The sequence below is a fragment of the Variovorax fucosicus genome (genome assembly GCF_030316825.1).
Lineage (GTDB): Bacteria > Pseudomonadota > Gammaproteobacteria > Burkholderiales > Burkholderiaceae_C > Variovorax > Variovorax fucosicus.
This window is the reverse complement of the sequence record NZ_JASZYU010000002.1, coordinates 337,979-354,488: the sequence shown is the minus strand read 5'-3', so window position 1 is coordinate 354,488 and position 16,510 is coordinate 337,979. Positions and strand designations below refer to the sequence as shown.

General features: G+C 67.8%; 17 protein-coding genes and 1 tRNA gene. 6 read left to right on the top strand and 12 right to left on the bottom strand.

Translation table 11 applies throughout. From position 1 onward, the window contains the following. Positions 1-65 precede the first annotated feature (65 nt). A complete protein-coding gene (locus tag QTI05_RS13855) occupies positions 66-1,217 on the top strand; it encodes a DNA topoisomerase IB (RefSeq protein WP_286621794.1) in 1,152 nt (383 codons plus the stop codon). Here QTI05_RS13855 and QTI05_RS13850 read toward each other — a convergent pair. The 6 genes from QTI05_RS13850 to yaaA all read right to left on the bottom strand — a co-directional run bounded on the left by QTI05_RS13850 (position 1,163) and on the right by yaaA (position 5,685). Next, positions 1,163-1,843, bottom strand: coding sequence for a hypothetical protein (locus QTI05_RS13850; protein ID WP_286621792.1), 681 nt, complete (start codon positions 1,841-1,843; stop codon positions 1,163-1,165). The genes QTI05_RS13855 and QTI05_RS13850 overlap by 55 nt on opposite strands. Then, positions 1,840-2,205 (bottom strand): response regulator, encoded by a 366-nt coding sequence (locus QTI05_RS13845; RefSeq protein ID WP_286622395.1) that lies wholly within the window; start codon positions 2,203-2,205, stop codon positions 1,840-1,842. The genes QTI05_RS13850 and QTI05_RS13845 overlap by 4 nt, the downstream gene beginning before the upstream one ends. Before the next feature lie 82 nt (positions 2,206-2,287). Further along, entirely contained in the window at positions 2,288-3,151 is an 864-nt protein-coding gene (gene queF, locus QTI05_RS13840) for an NADPH-dependent 7-cyano-7-deazaguanine reductase QueF (protein WP_286621790.1), read from the bottom strand. After that, positions 3,148-4,053, bottom strand: coding sequence for an alpha/beta fold hydrolase (locus QTI05_RS13835; protein WP_286621788.1), 906 nt, complete (start codon positions 4,051-4,053; stop codon positions 3,148-3,150). Before QTI05_RS13835 ends, queF begins: the two co-directional genes overlap by 4 nt. 7 nt (positions 4,054-4,060) lie before the next feature. Further along, the gene (locus QTI05_RS13830) at positions 4,061-4,906 is read right to left on the bottom strand and encodes a 2OG-Fe(II) oxygenase (protein ID WP_286621786.1); all 846 of its coding nucleotides are present in this window, start codon (positions 4,904-4,906) and stop codon (positions 4,061-4,063) included. Continuing rightward, positions 4,903-5,685, bottom strand: a complete 783-nt coding sequence (gene yaaA, locus QTI05_RS13825; protein ID WP_286621784.1) for a peroxide stress protein YaaA — start codon at positions 5,683-5,685, stop codon at positions 4,903-4,905. The genes QTI05_RS13830 and yaaA overlap by 4 nt, the downstream gene beginning before the upstream one ends. Before the next feature lie 128 nt (positions 5,686-5,813). On the opposite strand from yaaA, the gene QTI05_RS13820 reads away from it, so the two are divergent. After that, positions 5,814-8,696, top strand: a complete 2,883-nt coding sequence (locus QTI05_RS13820; RefSeq protein WP_286621783.1) for a valine--tRNA ligase — start codon at positions 5,814-5,816, stop codon at positions 8,694-8,696. 63 nt (positions 8,697-8,759) lie between these two features. Beyond that, a complete protein-coding gene (gene galU / locus QTI05_RS13815) occupies positions 8,760-9,647 on the top strand; it encodes a UTP--glucose-1-phosphate uridylyltransferase GalU (RefSeq protein WP_286539040.1) in 888 nt (295 codons plus the stop codon). Here galU and QTI05_RS13810 read toward each other — a convergent pair. The 4 genes from QTI05_RS13810 to cysM all read right to left on the bottom strand — a co-directional run bounded on the left by QTI05_RS13810 (position 9,628) and on the right by cysM (position 12,462). Next, a complete protein-coding gene (locus QTI05_RS13810) occupies positions 9,628-10,644 on the bottom strand; it encodes an SGNH/GDSL hydrolase family protein (RefSeq protein ID WP_286657819.1) in 1,017 nt (338 codons plus the stop codon). The two genes, galU and QTI05_RS13810, sit on opposite strands and share 20 nt — an antisense overlap. A gap of 96 nt (positions 10,645-10,740) precedes the next feature. After that, the gene (locus QTI05_RS13805) at positions 10,741-10,968 is read right to left on the bottom strand and encodes a sulfurtransferase TusA family protein (RefSeq protein ID WP_286539043.1); all 228 of its coding nucleotides are present in this window, start codon (positions 10,966-10,968) and stop codon (positions 10,741-10,743) included. A 26-nt stretch (positions 10,969-10,994) separates the two neighbouring features. Beyond that, complete coding sequence (locus QTI05_RS13800; protein ID WP_286539045.1) at positions 10,995-11,537, bottom strand: NUDIX hydrolase; 543 nt, start codon at positions 11,535-11,537, stop codon at positions 10,995-10,997. A gap of 22 nt (positions 11,538-11,559) precedes the next feature. Next, positions 11,560-12,462 (bottom strand): cysteine synthase CysM, encoded by a 903-nt coding sequence (gene cysM / locus QTI05_RS13795; RefSeq protein WP_286539047.1) that lies wholly within the window; start codon positions 12,460-12,462, stop codon positions 11,560-11,562. 42 nt (positions 12,463-12,504) lie between these two features. On the opposite strand from cysM, the gene QTI05_RS13790 reads away from it, so the two are divergent. Continuing rightward, a tRNA-Leu gene (locus QTI05_RS13790) sits at positions 12,505-12,589 on the top strand. 135 nt (positions 12,590-12,724) lie between these two features. Here QTI05_RS13790 and QTI05_RS13785 read toward each other — a convergent pair. Further along, the gene (locus tag QTI05_RS13785; protein WP_286621781.1) at positions 12,725-13,654 is read right to left on the bottom strand and encodes an SDR family oxidoreductase; all 930 of its coding nucleotides are present in this window, start codon (positions 13,652-13,654) and stop codon (positions 12,725-12,727) included. 34 nt (positions 13,655-13,688) lie between these two features. Between QTI05_RS13785 and QTI05_RS13780 the strand changes: the two genes are divergently transcribed. Both QTI05_RS13780 and QTI05_RS13775 read left to right on the top strand, forming a co-directional pair. Then, positions 13,689-14,753: a CDP-6-deoxy-delta-3,4-glucoseen reductase gene (locus tag QTI05_RS13780; protein ID WP_286539064.1), complete on the top strand. Its 1,065-nt coding sequence runs from the start codon at positions 13,689-13,691 to the stop codon at positions 14,751-14,753. 10 nt (positions 14,754-14,763) lie between these two features. Beyond that, on the top strand, positions 14,764-15,738 hold the full coding sequence (locus QTI05_RS13775) for a Bug family tripartite tricarboxylate transporter substrate binding protein (protein WP_286621780.1): 975 nt from the start codon (positions 14,764-14,766) through the stop codon (positions 15,736-15,738). Here the strand turns inward: QTI05_RS13775 and QTI05_RS13770 are convergent, their stop codons facing one another. After that, positions 15,739-16,509 carry an ABC transporter ATP-binding protein gene (locus tag QTI05_RS13770; protein ID WP_286539066.1) on the bottom strand — a complete coding sequence of 257 codons (771 nt, stop codon included), beginning with the start codon at positions 16,507-16,509 and terminating at the stop codon, positions 15,739-15,741. Between the last annotated feature and the right edge of the window lies 1 nt (position 16,510).

Here is a 16,510-nt window from a genome sequence, read left to right as displayed (position 1 = left end):
GGCGTCCTACAGCGCGCGATGCACCGCTGCGGCGACCCTCTGGCCGCAACCCCCACATTGATGCCATGACCCCTCCCGCTGCCGACCGCCCCGCTCCGCTGGCGCATGGCCTCGTCTACGTCACGCCCGAGATGCCTGGATTCAGCCGCGTCCGGCGCGGCACCGGCTTCCGCTACAAGGACGCGAAGGGCCGATGGCTCAGCGACGCCGATGAGATCGCGCGCATTCGGCAGCTTGCGATTCCGCCGGCCTACCGCCGCGTGTGGATCTGCCCGCTGCCCAACTGCCATCTGCAGGCCACCGGGCTGGATGCGCGCGGGCGCAAGCAGTACCGCTACCACGCCGACTGGCGCGTGCTGAAGGATCGAACCAAGTTCGACCGGCTCGAGGCCTTCGGCCTCGCGTTGCCGCGCATCCGCGCGCGCGTGGCGCGCGACCTGGTGGCGAAGCGCGGCGCCGCACTGGAGCGCACGCGGGTGCTGGCCACGCTGGTGCGGCTGCTCGACACGACCTTCCTGCGCGTGGGCAACGAGGAGTACGCGAGCAGCAACGGCTCGTATGGCCTCACCACCTTGCGCAACCGCCACGCGGATCTGCGCGGCAGCAAGGTCACGCTGCGCTTTCGCGGCAAGAGCGGCGTGATGCACCAGGCAACGGTGGACGACCCGCGCGTGGCGAAAGTCGTGCGGCGCTGTCAGCAGTTGCCGGGCCAGGAGCTTTTCCAGTACGAGGACGAGGAAGGCACGCCGCGCAGCCTGTCGTCGACCGACGTCAACGACTACCTGCGCGAGGCCGCACCCGAAGGGGGCTTCACCGCCAAGGATTTCCGCACCTGGCACGGCACCGTGCAGGCGCTCGAACTGACACGGCTGGCCTGCAGCAGCGATGGCGCGCCCGCCGAAACGCGCTACAGCGCGAAGGAAATCCTCGGCGCCGTGGCTGCGCAGCTCGGCAACACGCCGGCCGTCTGCAAGAAGGCCTACGTGCACCCGGCCGTGCTGTCGCTCGGCAGCACGCTCGCCGGCGACGTGGGCGCGATGAATGACATCTGGCAGGAAATCTCGGGCACCGCGACCAGCCTGCGGCGGCTGCACGCGGCCGAGGCGCGGCTGCTCGCGTTCCTGCAGCGGCACCGGCGCGCGCAGGCCCGGGTGCGGCCGACTCAGGCCGCGCCGAAGGCCAGGCGCAGCACGTCGCCGTCGCGCGTCACCTCGTAGCCGAGGTCGTCGGCCAGGCTTTGCAGCGCGATCGCGTCGATGGCCAGCGCGCGCGGCGCGCGGTGCACGTGGGCGCTGTCGGGGCCCGCGCCCGCAGCAGGGTCGGGCAAGGCGGTGAGCTGGAGGGCGTTGTCGCCGTGAGGCGCGATGACGATGGTGCCGACCGCATCGACGCTGTCGTGCAGATGGCCCATCGCGCCGAGCAGCATGTAGCGCAGCGCGGCCGCCCGGGGCCAGTGGGGTTCGTCTTCTACCGGCACCAGTGCGGCATCGACCTCGAGCGCAACGCCCTGCAGATCGAAGGCGGCGCGCATCAACGCGACGCAGGTCGCCACCAACCCGGAGCGCGTGATGCCGCTGTCCTCGGTCGCCAGCTCCCAGTGGCGCAGCAGACGGATGCCGGCCGTCAGCTCGCCGACCTGGCTGTCGATGAGTTCAACGCGCTGGGCACAGGCAACCGGGTCGAGTTCGGACGCGGCCACCTGCCGCTTGAGCATCAGGAGCCCCATGCGGATGACCGACACCGGCGCGGCCATGTCGTGGCGCAGCGTCGGCAGTGCGCGCGTGAGAAGTTCGTGGCGCACGCCGGCCGCGATCCAGCTGCCTGCGCCGGGCGACGCCTTCATGCGGAAGCCCGCTCGCCGGGCGCCGCCAGGATGCGGTCGAGCGCATCGAAGTCGATCGGCTTCTGCAGGTAATGGTCGAACAGCGTGCGCGCTTCGGCGCCCGCCGCGTCCTGCGTGGAATAGCCCGAAATGGCGACCAGCAACGGCGGTCGGCCTTCGGCAGCGCTGCGCAGGCGGCGCGCCACCTCGGTGCCGGGCATGTCGGGCAGCATCAGGTCGACCAGCGCGACGTCGTAATGCTCGCGGGCCGAGGCATCGAGTGCCTGTTGCGCGGTATAGCAGCAGCGCACCGTGTGATCCTGCAGCGAAAGCAGTTCCTTCAGCAAGTCGGCCGCGGCCTCGTTGTCGTCGACGATGAGCACGTTCAAGAACTCCTCCGGGGCGTTTTTCTAGAATCCCACAGTATCGGCGCGGCAGCGCACGCCGGGCTGTAGGAGCGAACCCCTACTGTCGCGCGGTGCGGATGTTGGCTGGCAGCGCCTGCGGCCAGCTGGTGCGGAACGGGTTGATGTCGAGCCCGCCGCGCCGCGTGTAGCGTGCATACACGGCCAGCTTGTTGGGCCGGCAGCGCAGCCAGATGTCGTTGAAGATGCGTTCGGCGCAGGGCTCGTGAAACTCGTTGTGGTTGCGAAAGCTCACGATGTAAGCCAGCAGGCCGGCCTGGTCGATCGGCGCGCCGCTGTAGCGGATCTGCACGCTGCCCCAGTCAGGCTGGCCGGTCACCAGGCAGTTGCTCTTGAGCAAGCGGCTGCTGAGCGTTTCGTTCACCGGCGGCTCTTCAAACCGGGCGCTCAGCAGCTCGGGTGCCGGCTGGTAGTGGGTGCATTCGATCTCGAGCCGATCGAGGTTGAGCCCGTCGAGCTCGTGTACCGGTTCCTGGTCAAACGCGTCGGGCGCGACCAGCCGCACGCCGACGCTGGCGCTGCGATCGCTGCCGCGCCAGGCGGCCTCGGACAGGTCGGCCCGCAGCCGCTCGCGCACCGCGTCGAGGCTCGCGAACACAGTGCTGTTGAAGCTGTTGAGGTAGAGCTTGAACGACTTGCTCTCGATGATGTTGGGCGTCTCGCACGGCACCGTGAAATGCGCAATGGCCAACTGCGGCTTGCCGCGCGCATTGAGCCAGCTCAACTCGAACGCGGTCCACAGGTCGGCCCCGAAAAACGGCAGCGCGCCGGCTCCGATGCCCATGGCTTCGCGCTGCGTGGCGCGTGCAATAGGGAACAGCAGGCTCGCGTCGTACTGGTCGACGTAAGCCGAGCGGCGACCGAGCTGCGAATCCTGCGGGGTGTTGGTATTGGACAAGGTCATGCGGGGCGGCCGGCGGACTTCAGGAACGGAATGATGTGGCCCGTCAGCAGCGCCGACACCTGCGGCGGCAGGTCGTGCCCCATGCCGGGAATCGGCACGAAGCGGGCGCCCGGGATGCGCCGTGCAGTGTCTTGCCCGCAGGCGATCGGCACCAGTTTGTCGGCCTCGCCGTGCAGCACCAGTGTCGGGCTCTTGATCTTCGAGAGCACGGTGGGGCGGTCGCGGTCGGCGCCGATCGCGAGCAGCTGGCGCATCACGCCATCGGGCCGGTAGGCGCGCTGAATGCCGGTTCGCACGCGTGTCGCGAGCGCCGTCGGCTCGTGGGGATAGTCCGGGCTCGCGATCAGCTTGATGAAGCCGAGGCTGAAGTCCACCAGCGCGTCTTCGCTGCGGCCGGGGGGACGCCGGATCAGCCCGCTCGCAATCTCGGGCCGCGGGCCAGGCAGGCCGCGCGCGCCGCTCGAACTCATGATGCTGGTGAGGCTCAGCACGCGCTCCGGCGCGGTGGCCGCCACGCGCTGCGCGATCATGCCGCCCATCGAGGCGCCGACCACATGCGCCTGCGCGATGCCGAGCGCGTCGAGCAGGCCGAGCGCGTCGTTCGCCATGTCCTGCAGCGTGTAGGCCGAGCGCACGCGCAGGCCGAACCTGGCGCGCAGGCTTTCCCAGACGAGGTTGCGCTTGCCGGCGTGCTCGAAGCCCTCGCTCAGGCCGATGTCGCGGTTGTCGTAGCGCACCACGCGGTAGCCGGCGTCGACCAGCGGCTGCACGAACTCCATCGGCCAGCCGATGAACTGCATGCCCAGGCCCATGATCAGCAGCACCACGGGGCGCTCGTTCTGGCTGCCGTCGGCACCGCTGTCGTCGACGTAGAGGTGGATGCCGTTTGCTCTGAGTTTCATGGCCGGCTCAGGAAAATTCGCGTTCGCGCAGCCACTTGGTGGCCACCCACTTTTCGCCCAGCAGCACCGGTGCGCCGCCATGCAGCGTGCGGGTGGCGGGGTCGGGCCGGTCGTAGCTGAAAAACACGCCGGTGCCGCGCACCGGCCCCACCTCGAGCCCCACGTCGGGGAAGGTGGTGGCGCCGCCCTGTTCGGGCGCCTGGAGGTACATCACCAGGGTGGCAACCCGCTGGCCACCACGGCGCAGGATGGTCGGCGTGCCGGGCTCGGCCGGGTCGAAGTAGTCGTAGTGCGGGCGGTACTCGGCGCCGGGCCGGTAGCGCAGCACCTGCAAGCCTTCGCCGAACTCGACCGGCCAGCGCAGCAGCGCTGCGATGCGGGCTTCGAGCCGCGCGACGATGGCGTTCTCGCCGCGTTCGAAGAACATGCCGTCGCTGGTGCGGTCGACATTGAGAACCTCGCCGCCGGTCTGCGTCTCGACAGTGAGCGAGCGCGCAAGCCGCACCCGGGCCGCCGCGATGAGGCCATCGCACTCCTCGTCGGACAACAGGCTGCCGAACACCACCACGCGCGGATTGCGCATCGTCTGCAGCACCTGCACGCGCCGGTCGACGGCCTCGATCTCGAGCGGCGCCGCGGTCAGATCGGGCCCCGGCATCGCACGCTGCGGCTCGACCGGCGCGGCGCCCGCCGCCGCCTGCGACTGGAGTTCGGCCAGCGCCGCATCGGCCACGTCGTCCTGCCAGCCGGCGTCACGCATCGATGCCCTCAGCGCCGGTATCGAATGGCCGGCCGCAAGTTGGGCCGCCATCCATTCGCGCAGCTCGGGGCTGATGAACTGGCCCGTGCTCATGGCACTTTCCTGCGGAACACGAGGCGGTCGGGCTTCGACACCGCGGCATCGAAGCGATAGCCCTCGAGATCGAATTTCTCCAGCGCCCCGGGCGTCGCAGCCTTGTGCAGCACCGCCCAGCGTGCCATCAGGCCGCGGGCACGCTTGGCGAAGAAGCTCACGATCTTGTACTTGTCGCCTTTCCACTCCTGGAACACGCACTCGACCACGCGCGCCTTCAGCACCTCGAGGTCGACCGACCTGAAATACTCCTGCGAGGCAAGGTTGATCACCACCGGCGTGCGATCCGCCATCAGGCGCGTGTTCAGGTGTTCGGCGATGCGCGACCCCCAGAAGGCATAGAGATCCTCGCCGTGGCGGTTGGCGAGTTGCGTGCCCATTTCGAGACGGTAGGGCTGCAGCAGATCGAGCGGGCGCAGCACGCCGTAGAGACCGCTGAGGATGCAGACGTGGTCTTGCGCCCAGCCGAGCTGCTTCGGCGTGAGCGACTTCGCGTCGAGCCCGCCGTAGACGTCGCCGTTGAAGGCCAGCGCGGCCGGCTTCGCGTTCTTCGCCGTGCCCTTGGACGCCCAGGCCGCATAGCGGGCGAAGTTGAGCGCCGACAGCTTGTCAGACAGGTGCATCAGCTCGCCGATGTCTTGCGGCGTCTTGGTACGCAGCAGCTTGATCAGTTCGGCCGCCGGGCCACGGGGGCCCTCGAACACGGGCTGGGTGGCCGGCACGTCACCGACGGGCGTGTCGAAGTCCAGCGATTTGGCAGGAGAGAGAAGAAAGAGCATCGCGGAATTATCGGCCGACCGGGGCGTCCGGCCCCGGTACACGCGTGCCGGGCCCGGTCGAATAAAATCGCGGGCTGTTCCCCCACCCCACGGCATCCTGCGGGATGCCGTTTTGTTTTTGCACCGCCATGAGCGACACCCTGCTTCAACCCGGCCTCGAGAGCCTGTCCAAATCGTTCGAACCCGCCGCCCTCGAGGCGTACTGGGGGCCGGAGTGGGAAGAGCGCGGCTACGCAAAGGCCGGCTTTCGCGGCACGCAGCAGCCCAAGGAAGGCGCGCCTGCGTTCTCGATCCAGCTGCCGCCACCGAACGTGACCGGCACGCTGCACATGGGCCATGCGTTCAACCACACGATCATGGACAGCCTCGCGCGCTACCACCGCATGAAGGGCGACAACACGGTCTGGGTGCCGGGCACCGACCACGCGGGCATCGCCACCCAGATCGTGGTGGAGCGCCAGCTGCAGGAGCAGAAGCTGGATCGGCACGAACTCGGCCGCAAGAACTTCGTCGCGCGCGTGTGGGAATGGAAGCAGCAATCGGGCAACACCATCACGCAGCAGATGCGCCGCCTCGGCGACACGGTGGACTGGAGCCGCGAGTACTTCACCATGGACGACAAGCTGTCGCCGGTGGTCACCGACACCTTCGTCAAGCTCTATGAGGAAGGCCTGATCTACCGCGGCAAGCGTCTCGTGAACTGGGATCCGGTGCTTAAAACGGCGGTGAGCGACCTCGAGGTCGAGAGCGAGGAAGAGAACGGTTTTCTTTGGCATATCGCCTACCCGCTCGAGGATGGCTCGGGCTCGCTGACGGTGGCCACCACGCGGCCCGAAACCATGCTCGGCGACACCGCCCTGATGGTGCATCCCGAAGACGAGCGCTACAAGCACCTGATCGGCCAGCGCGTGAAGCTGCCGCTGGTGGATCGGCTGATCCCGGTGATCGCCGACGACTATGTGGACAAGACTTTCGGCACCGGCGTGGTGAAGGTGACCCCCGCGCACGACTACAACGACTATGCGGTCGGCCAGCGCCATGGGCTGCAGACCATCGGCGTGCTGACGCTGGACGCAACCATCAACGACAACGCACCCGAAAAATACCGCGGCCTCGACCGCTTCGTCGCGCGCAAGGCGATCGTGGGAGATCTCGAAGCCCTCGGCGTGCTGGTCGACACCGTCAAGCACAAGCTGATGGTGCCGCGCTGCACGCGCACCGGCGCCGTGATCGAGCCGATGCTGACCGACCAGTGGTTCGTGGCGATGAGCAAGCCCGACGCGAAGGGCCTGTCGATCGCGCAGAAGGCGATCGACGCGGTGCAGTCGGGCGAGGTGCGCTTCGTGCCCGAGAACTGGGTCAACACCTACAACCAGTGGATGAACAACATCCAGGACTGGTGCATCAGCCGCCAGCTCTGGTGGGGCCACCAGATCCCGGCCTGGTACGACGAGGACGGCAAGGTCTATGTGGCGCGCGACGAAGCCGCCGCGCAAGCCCAGGCGCCGGGCAAGACGCTGACGCGCGACGAAGACGTGCTCGACACCTGGTACTCGGCGGCGCTGGTGCCGTTCTCGACCATGGGCTGGCCTGCGGCCGACGACGCGCCGACCTCCGACTACAACCTCTACTTGCCCTCGTCGGTGCTCGTGACGGGCTACGACATCATCTTCTTCTGGGTCGCCCGGATGATCATGATGACGAAGCACTTCACCGGCCGCGTTCCGTTCAGGCACGTGTACATCCACGGCGTGGTGCGGGATGCGCAGGGCAAGAAGATGAGCAAGTCGGAAGGCAACGTGCTGGATCCGGTCGACCTGATCGACGGCATCGCACTGCCCGAGCTGCTCGACAAGCGCGCGCAGGGTCTGCGCAGGCCCGAGACTGCACCGCAGGTGCGCAAGAACACGCAAAAGGAGTTCCCGGACGGCATTCCAGCCTTCGGCGCCGACGCGCTGCGTTTCACCTTCGCATCGCTCGCCTCGCTCGGCCGCAGCATCAATTTCGATCCGAAGCGCTGCGAGGGTTATCGCAACTTCTGCAACAAGCTCTGGAACGCGACGCGCTTCGTGCTGATGAACTGCGAAGGCCAGGACTGCGGCCTGAAGGAACACACCAAGGCCGAATGCGCGGTCGGCGGGCCGGCGCACGGCTACCTGAAGTTCAGCCGTGCCGACTTCTGGATCGTCTCGCAACTGCAGCGCGTCGAGGCCGAGGTGGCCAAAGGCTTCGAGGAATACCGCCTCGACAACGTCGCGAGCACGGTGTACCAGTTTGCCTGGGACGAGTTCTGCGACTGGTACCTCGAGATCGCCAAGGTGCAACTGCAGAACGGCGACGACGCGCAGAAGCGCGCGACGCGCCGCACGCTGATCCGCACGCTCGAAGCGCTGCTGCGCCTGGCGCACCCCGTGATTCCCTTCATCACCGAGGGGCTCTGGCAGAAGGTCGCGCCGGTGGCGGGCCGCGGCGGCGAGTCCATCATGATCGCGGCCTATCCGCAAAGCCAGCCGGAAAAGATCGACGAAGCGGCCGAGGCGCATGTGGCAAAGCTCAAGCAACTGGTCGACGCCTGTCGCACGCTGCGCGGCGAGATGAACGTGTCGCCCGCCACGCGCCTGCCGCTCTATGCGGTGGCCGACAGCGAGGCCGACGCGGCCTTCCTGCGCGACTCGGCTCCGGTGCTGCAGGCGCTGGCCAAGCTCAAGGAAGTGAAGCTGTTCGACGACGAGGCGGCGTGGGCTGCAGCGGCCGAAGCCGCACCGGTGGCCGTGGCCGGCGCAGTGCGCTTCTGCCTGCACATGGAGATCGACAAGGTCGCGGAGAAGGCCCGCATCGGCAAGGAGATCGCCCGCATTGAAGGCGAGATCGCCAAGGTGCATGGCAAGCTGGGCAACGAGGCCTTCGTCGCGAAGGCGCCGCCGGCCGTGATCGAGCAGGAGCGCAAGCGGCTCGAAGACTTCACCGCCACGCTGGCGCGGCTGCAGGATCAGCTTCAGCGCCTCGGCTGACATGGTGGTTTGGCCGGAGGGACGTAACATCGCGCAATTGCTACTTTCTTCCGCTATCGACCCATGTCCCAAACGAGCACCATTCGCAAGGCCGTGTTTCCCGTCGCGGGCTTCGGCACCCGCTTTCTTCCTGCCACCAAGGCACAACCCAAGGAAATGCTGCCGGTGGTCGACAAGCCGCTGATCCAGTACGCCGTCGAAGAAGCCTATGCCGCCGGCATCCGCGACATGATCTTCGTGACCGGGCGCAACAAGCGCGCGATCGAAGACCACTACGACACGGCCTACGAGCTTGAAAGCCAGCTCGAGTCCAGCGGCAAGACCGCGCTGCTGAACATCGCGCGCTCGGTGATGCCCGACGACATGACCTGCTCCTACGTGCGCCAGCCGCGCATGCTGGGCCTGGGCCATGCGGTGCTGTGTGCCGAACATCTGGTCGGCGACGAGCCCTTCGCCGTCCTGCTGGCCGATGACCTGATGGTCGGGCCCGATGGCGGCGAGCCGGTGCTGGCGCAGATGACGCGCGCATTTGCCAAGCTGCAGAGCTCGGTGCTGGCAGTGCAGGAAGTGCCGCTCGAGCAGGTCAAGCGCTACGGCATCGTCGCCGGTGATGCCGTCGAGGACGGCCTGACCAAAGTCAGCCGCATGGTCGAGAAGCCCAGCCCCGAGAACGCGCCCTCGCGCCTCGGCGTGGCCGGCCGCTACATCCTCACGCCCGCCGTGTTCGCCGAGATCCGCCAGCAGTCCAGCGGCGCCGGCGGCGAGATCCAGCTCACCGACGGCATCGCTTCGTTGCTGAAAAAAGAGTCGGTCTATGCCTATGCCTACAAGGGCACGCGCTACGACTGCGGCAGCAAGGAAGGCTTTCTGCAGGCGACGGTCGAACTCGCGCTCGCGCACGCCGAGGTGGGCAGCGAGTTCCGCGCGTACCTCAAGAGCCTGGCGCTTTGACCTGAGCGATTCGTGACGTAACCAGATCGGCCACTTCCTGGTCGCCGATCGGCGTCACCTCAAGGCCCAGGCCGTGCAGGTGCTGCGCCATGGACTGCGCCCACAACACGTTCCACACCAGGCCCGGATGCTGGTCGTCCAGCAGCGCATTGCGGGGCGCATCCCCCTTGGTGTTGCCCACGTTCAGCGTGCCGATCGTCACCGTCTTGTAGTCGGGCTCACCGTTCGGGCCACGTGACCCCCACCGCTGGTTGAACCACGCGAAGTCGTCGAAGAAGCTCGCCTGCGGGGTGCTTGCCGCCAGCTCGCGCAGCCTTGCGTTGAACATTGCCAGTGCGCGCCCGATGTTGGCCGTCGCTGCGGCCGTGCGCCATTCCTCGAAGTGAACCGGGTCGTCGGCCTCGTTGACGTAGCCCACCAGCACGATGCGCATGGCCGGGTGCTCGGCCAGAATGGCTTCCATCGCCAGCCGGATCTGGTCGACGCAGAACGCGGCGGCATCACGCACCTGGGGCGCATCGGGCTCGCGCGACTGCAGGTCGAGCATCCAGGTCCAGTCGTTCAGGCCGATGCGGATCACCACCACGCCGTGCTGCCAGCGGTCGGGCGCCTGCTTCATCAACGCCAGCAGGCGCGGCGTCTGGCGAAAGCGGCCGCCATTGAGGTTCTTGCAGGCAGCACCGGAGTTGGCAAAGTTGTAGAGGTAGTCCTCTTTCTTCGGCGCACGCCCCGCGGGCAACCCGAGCAGTTCGCGCGCACGTGCCACCACGCCCGGCCGGCCCCAGGCGACCCACGGGCCCATGTCGATTTCGTTGCCGCGCAGACGGCTCAGCGCTTCCGTCCACTGCAGCGTGCCGGCGTGGAAGTCGCCGCCGCGCTCGCGCGTGCCCGGTGGAAAGGAGATGCTGTCCTGGTAGGCGTGGCTCAGCGAATCGCCGAGCACGGCGATCGGCACGGTGCCGGCGGGCGCCGGTTTGTTCAACGTGTCTTGGGACATCCCGTCACTCCAGAAAACCAGGGTGGCGAGTCCGCCCAGGGCAAGCAGGGCGGCCGCCGCGGCCAGCGCGGCACCAACGCGCTGCCGCATGGCCGTTCAGCGCCGCCGCAGCACGTGGATGAAGTCCGTGCCCTGCGTCTGCTGCTCGACCAGGTCGTTGCCGGTCTGGCGGGCGAAGGCCTGGAAGTCGCGCACCGAGCCGGCGTCGGTGGACACCACCCTGAGCAACTGGCCGCTGGTCAGCTCGTTGAGCGCCTTCTTGGCCTTGAGGATCGGCAACGGGCAGTTGAGGCCGCGGGTGTCGAGCTCTTTGTGGATGTGCATGGGGGTCCTTGGGCGGTGGCCCGATTCTAGGCAGCCGGTGCCGCCGCCGGGCGCGGCCATTCGATGAAGCTGGGCTCATGGCCCCGTGAGCGCAACCAGTCTGCCAACGCATAGCCGGTGCCGGCCGGCCAGCACTTGAGCGCCGGCAGGTCGTAGAGCTTGTAGTCGACCAGTTCGGGCGAGAGGCGCACCTCGCCGTCGGCCACCGCGTGGTAGGCGATGATGATCTGGTTCATGCGCTGGAAATCGTAGACGCCGACCAGATTGAGCTCGCTCGCGTCCAGGTTGGTTTCTTCCTTGATCTCGCGCGCGATGCCTTCCTGCGGCGTTTCGCCGGCCTCCATGAATCCGGTGATCAGCGCATAGGCCTTGTGCGACCAGGCTGCATTGCGCGCCAGCAGCACCTGGCCGCGGTATTCGATGATCGCCGCGAGCACCGGCGTCGGATTGTTCCAATGCGTGTGGCCGCAGGCGGGACAGCGCAGGCGCGCCTTGGCGCCGCCATCCTCCATCGACTCGATCCATTCGAGCGGCGTGGCACAGACCTGGCAAAACTTGGGATCGGACATGGCGGGCAATCGGGCGGAAAGATCAGGCGGGGAACACGCCGGTCGACAGATAGCGGTCGCCCCGGTCGCAGACGACGAACACGATGGTGGCGTTCTCGACCGTTCTGGCAATCTCCAGTGCGACCCAGAGCGCGCCCGCGGCTGAGATGCCCCCGAAAATGCCCTCCTCGCGCGCCAGGCGCCGGCACATTTCCTCGGCGTTGTCCTGGCTCACGTTGACGACCTGGTCGATCCGGCTCGGGTCGTAGATCTTCGGCAGGTAGGCCTCGGGCCACTTGCGGATGCCGGGGATGCGCGAGCCTTCGTCGGGCTGCGCGCCGACGATGCGCACCGCCGGGTTCTTTTCCTTCAGGTAGCGCGAGACACCGGTGATGGTGCCCGTGGTGCCCATCGCGCTCACGAAGTGCGTGATGCGGCCCTGGGTGTCGTCCCAGATCTCGGGGCCGGTGGTCTCGTAGTGGATGCGCGGGTTGTCGGCGTTGGCGAACTGGTCGAGCACGCGGCCCTTGCCCTGCACCACCATCTGGTCGGCGAGGTCGCGCGCGTACTCCATGCCGCCGCTCTTGGGCGTGAGCACGAGTTCGGCACCGAAGGCCTTCATGGTCTGGGCGCGTTCGACCGACAGGTCCTCCGGCATGATCAGCACCATGCGATAGCCCTTGATCGCCGCCGCCATCGCGAGCGCAATGCCGGTGTTGCCGGAAGTGGCTTCGATCAGCGTGTCGCCGGGCTTGATTTCACCGCGCTCCTCGGCGCGCTTGATCATGGAAAGTGCGGGCCGGTCTTTCACGGAGCCGGCCGGGTTGTTGCCTTCGAGCTTGCCGAGGATCACATTGCCCCGCTTGTCATTCTCTGCGGCCTCGATGCGGCGCAGCGCCACCAGGGGCGTCTTGCCTATGGCGTCTTCGATCGTCGGGTAATTCATAGGGGGTCACTGTGCCATAATTTCCGGCTGGCTTCCCCCCGTGCCCGGGTGGTGAAATTGGTAGACGCAGGGGACTCAAAATCCCCCACCGAAAGGTGTGCCGGTTCGATTCCGGCCCCGGGCACCACGCTTTGACTCGCCCCCAGGCTGCGCGCACTTCGTGTCGCTTCGCCAACCCCCTGCCGGGGGCGATACCGGCGGACCGGCGGAGCCGGTTCCGCGGTATCCCTGGCATATCCCGTAGAAGCCCCACCCGTGTCGCTCAAGCTTGCTCGCGCAGCCCCGTGTGCACCGTCGGGTGCGCGAGCCGCACGCGCAACTCGCGCTTCATGCGGCTGTTGTCGAGCCGGCGCGATTCGCCCATGAAGCTCAGCAACTGCAGCGGCAACTGTTGCTGCGCATCGTCGCGCGCGAGCCGCGGCGGGCGGGCCATGCCGTAGAGGTCGGCGGCCAGGTCGACGTAGTCGCCCATCTTGATGTCGCTGTCGTCGCTTACGTGAAACACGCGCTGCGGGCCGCCGCGCCACAGTGCGGCCATGCAGGCGCGCGCCAGGTCGTCGGCATGGATGTGGTTGGTGTAGACGTCGTCCTCGCGCCGCAGCACCGGCGTGCCCTTCTTGAGCCGCTCGCGCGGCGTTCCGCCTTCGCGATCCGGCGCATAGATGCCCGGGATGCGCAGCACGCGCGCGGCCGGGCCCAGGCGGCCGAACCAGCGCACCGCGCGCTCGGCATCGACGCGACGGTGCGCGCGCGGGGTGGCGGGCCGCACCGGGCGCGTTTCGCTGACCAGCGCACCGCCGCAGTCGCCGTACACGCCGCTGGTGGAGCCGTAGACCAGTGCCGCCGGCAGGCTGCGCCGCGCCAGTGCGCGCACCAGCGCCGTGGTGCGTGCATCGCGCCACCATTGCGCACCCTCCTCACGCGCGGGCGGTGCCAGATGCAGCACCCGCGTCGCGATGCCGGCCAGGCGCCGCAGGGTGGCCGGCGCGTCGAGGTTGCCGACCAGTGGCGTCACGCCCGCATCGCGCAGGCGCTGCAGTTTTCCGGTCGAAGACGTCAGCGCAATCAGTTGCACACGCCCGCGCAGCGCCTGCGCCGCACGCAGGCCGACGTCGCCGCAGCCGACGATCAGCAGGCGTTCGCGCCGGAAGCGCGCCGGCAGCGCGCCGAGGGGGCTCTGGTTTGAGGGCAAAATTCGATTCCTTTTCGCGAGCCCAAGAATACCCATGACAAGCCCAGCCCCGCACGAAGCGGGCTTTCACATCACGGTCGAGCCGAGCGGGCGCCATTTCACGGCCGTCGGCGACGAGACGATTCTCTCGGCCGGCATCCGCCAGGGCGTGGGCTTGCCCTATGGGTGCAAGGATGGCGCCTGCGGCTCCTGCAAGTGCCGCAAGCTGTCGGGCGAGGTCGCGCTCGATCCGCATCAGAGCAAGGCCCTGAGCGCGGCAGAAGAGCTCGACGGTCTCATCCTGACCTGCCGCGCCCGTGCGCTGAGTGACGTGGTGCTCGAATCGCGCCAGGTCACCGAAGCCGGCGCACACCCGATCCGCAAGATGCCGGCGCGCGTGCTGGCGCTGCAGAAGATGTCTCACGACGTGGTGCGGCTGCGCCTGCAACTGCCGGCCGGCGAGCCGCTGCAGTTCCATGCCGGCCAGTATGTGGAGTTCATCCTGCGCGACGGCACACGCCGCAGCTACTCGATGGCCAATGCGCCGCACACGCTGGGCGAGCCCGGCACCGGGCTCGAACTGCACATCCGGCATCTGCCGGGCGGCAAGTTCACCGACCACGTGTTCGGCGCGATGAAGGAAAAGGAGATCCTTCGCATCGAGGGGCCGTACGGCAGCTTCTTCCTGCGCGAGGATTCCGACAAGCCGGTGGTGCTGCTCGCGTCGGGCACCGGCTTCGCGCCGATCAAGGCGCTGCTGGAGCACATGAAATTCAAGGGCATCGACCGGCCGGCCGTGCTGTACTGGGGCGGCCGCCGGCCCGAAGACCTCTATATGGATGACTGGGTGCGCGAGCATCTGGCCGAGTTGCCGAACCTGCGCTATGTGCCGGTGGTCTCCAACGCCGTGCCCGAAGACAACTGGACGGGTCGAACCGGCTTCGTGCACCGCGCCGTGCTGGAAGACATTGCCGACCTCTCGGGCCACCAGGTCTATGCCTGCGGCGCGCCGATCGTGGTCGACTCGGCCAAGCGCGACTACGTGGCCGCAGCCGGCCTGCCCGAAGAAGAGTTCTTTGCAGACGCCTTCACCACAGAGGCCGACAAGGCCCAGCCCTGAGACAAGCACAATGAAAACGAGACGCCTTTTCTTCGCGCTGGCTGCCGGCGCCGCACTGCTGGCGGCCGTTGGCCAAGCCAGCGCGCAGCAGCGCCCGATCCGCCTGATCGTGCCCTACGCGGCCGGCGGCCCGATCGACGTCACCGCGCGCGCGCTGGCCGAGCGCGTGCGCGATTCGCTCGGCACCGTGATCATCGACAACAAGCCCGGCGCCGGCGGCAACATCGGCGCCGACATGGTGGCCAAGGCCGCGCCCGACGGCCTGACCATCGGCATTGCGGCCACGGCCACCCACGCGGTGAACCCGTGGCTGTACAGCAAGATGCCGTTCAACGCGGCGAGCGACTTCGCACCGATCACGCAGATGGTGCGCGTGCCGAACGTGCTGGTGATGAACGCCGAGACCGCCGAGCGTCTCAAGATCCACAACGTCGCGGAGCTGATCGCCTACGCGAAGAAAAACCCCGGCAAGCTCAACTACGGCAGCGGCGGCAACGGCAGCGCCGGTCATCTCGCGGGCGAGATGTTCAAGAAGGAAGCCGGCATCTTCGCACTGCACATTCCGTACAACGGCGGCAACCCGGCGCAGCTTGCGCTGCTGTCGGGCCAGGTGGATTTCAACTTCGACAACCTCGCGACTGCGGCACCGAACATCCGCTCGGGCAAGTTGAAAGCGATTGCCGTGACCACGACGCAACGCAGCGCCGCGCTGCCGGATGTCCCGCCTGTGGCCGACACGCTCAAGGGCTTTGCGATCGATACCTGGTGGGGCCTGGTCGCCCCGGCCGGCACGCCGCCCGACGTGGTGGGGAAGCTGAATCAGGCCTTCGTCGCGGCGCTCAACGCGCCCGAAACGAAGACCCGTTTCGGCGCGCTGCTGGCCGAGCCGGTGGGCAACTCGCCTGAGCAGTTCGGCGCGTTCATGAAGAGCGAACTCGCGAAGTACGAAAAGGTCGTGAAAGCGACCGGCGCGCGAGTGGACTGATCACTCGCCGAGATACGCCGCCCGCACCTTCGGGTCGTTGAGCATGATCTTGGCGTCGCCGCTCATCGTGATGAGCCCTGACTCCATCACATAGCCGCGGTCGGCCAGTTGCAGCGCGCGGTTGGCGTTCTGCTCGACCAGCAGGATGGTGACGCCCTGGTCATAGACCTGCTTGACCACTTCGAAGATCTTGTCGCACATGATCGGCGACAGGCCCATGGTGGGCTCGTCGAGCAGCAGCACCTTGGGGCGCGCCATCAGCGCGCGGCCCATGGCGAGCATTTGCTGTTCGCCGCCGGACATGGTGCCTGCCAGCTGCGTGGCGCGCTCCTTCAGCCGCGGGAAGGTCGCGAAGACGCGTTCCATGTCCTTGGCGATCTCGTCCTTGTCGTTGCGGATGTAGGCGCCGATCTGCAGGTTCTCGGTGATCGTCATGCGCGTGAACACGCCGCGGCCTTCCGGCACCATCACCAGCCCCTCGCCCACCAGATCCCAGGCACCACGCCCCTTGATGCTGCGGCCCATGAACTCGACCTCGCCCGCCGACGAGGGCAGCGTGCCGGTGACGGCTTTCATGGTGGTGGTCTTGCCGGCGCCGTTGGAGCCGATCAGCGAGACCAGTTCGCCTTCGTGCACTTCGAAGTCCACGCCCTTGACGGCCTGGATGCCGCCGTAGCCGACCTTCAGGCCGCTGACCTTGAGCAGCACCTTGCCGGTGGCGCCCTTGGCCGTCGTTGCCGTTGCCGGGGGAGTCAATGTCTCGGTGCTCATC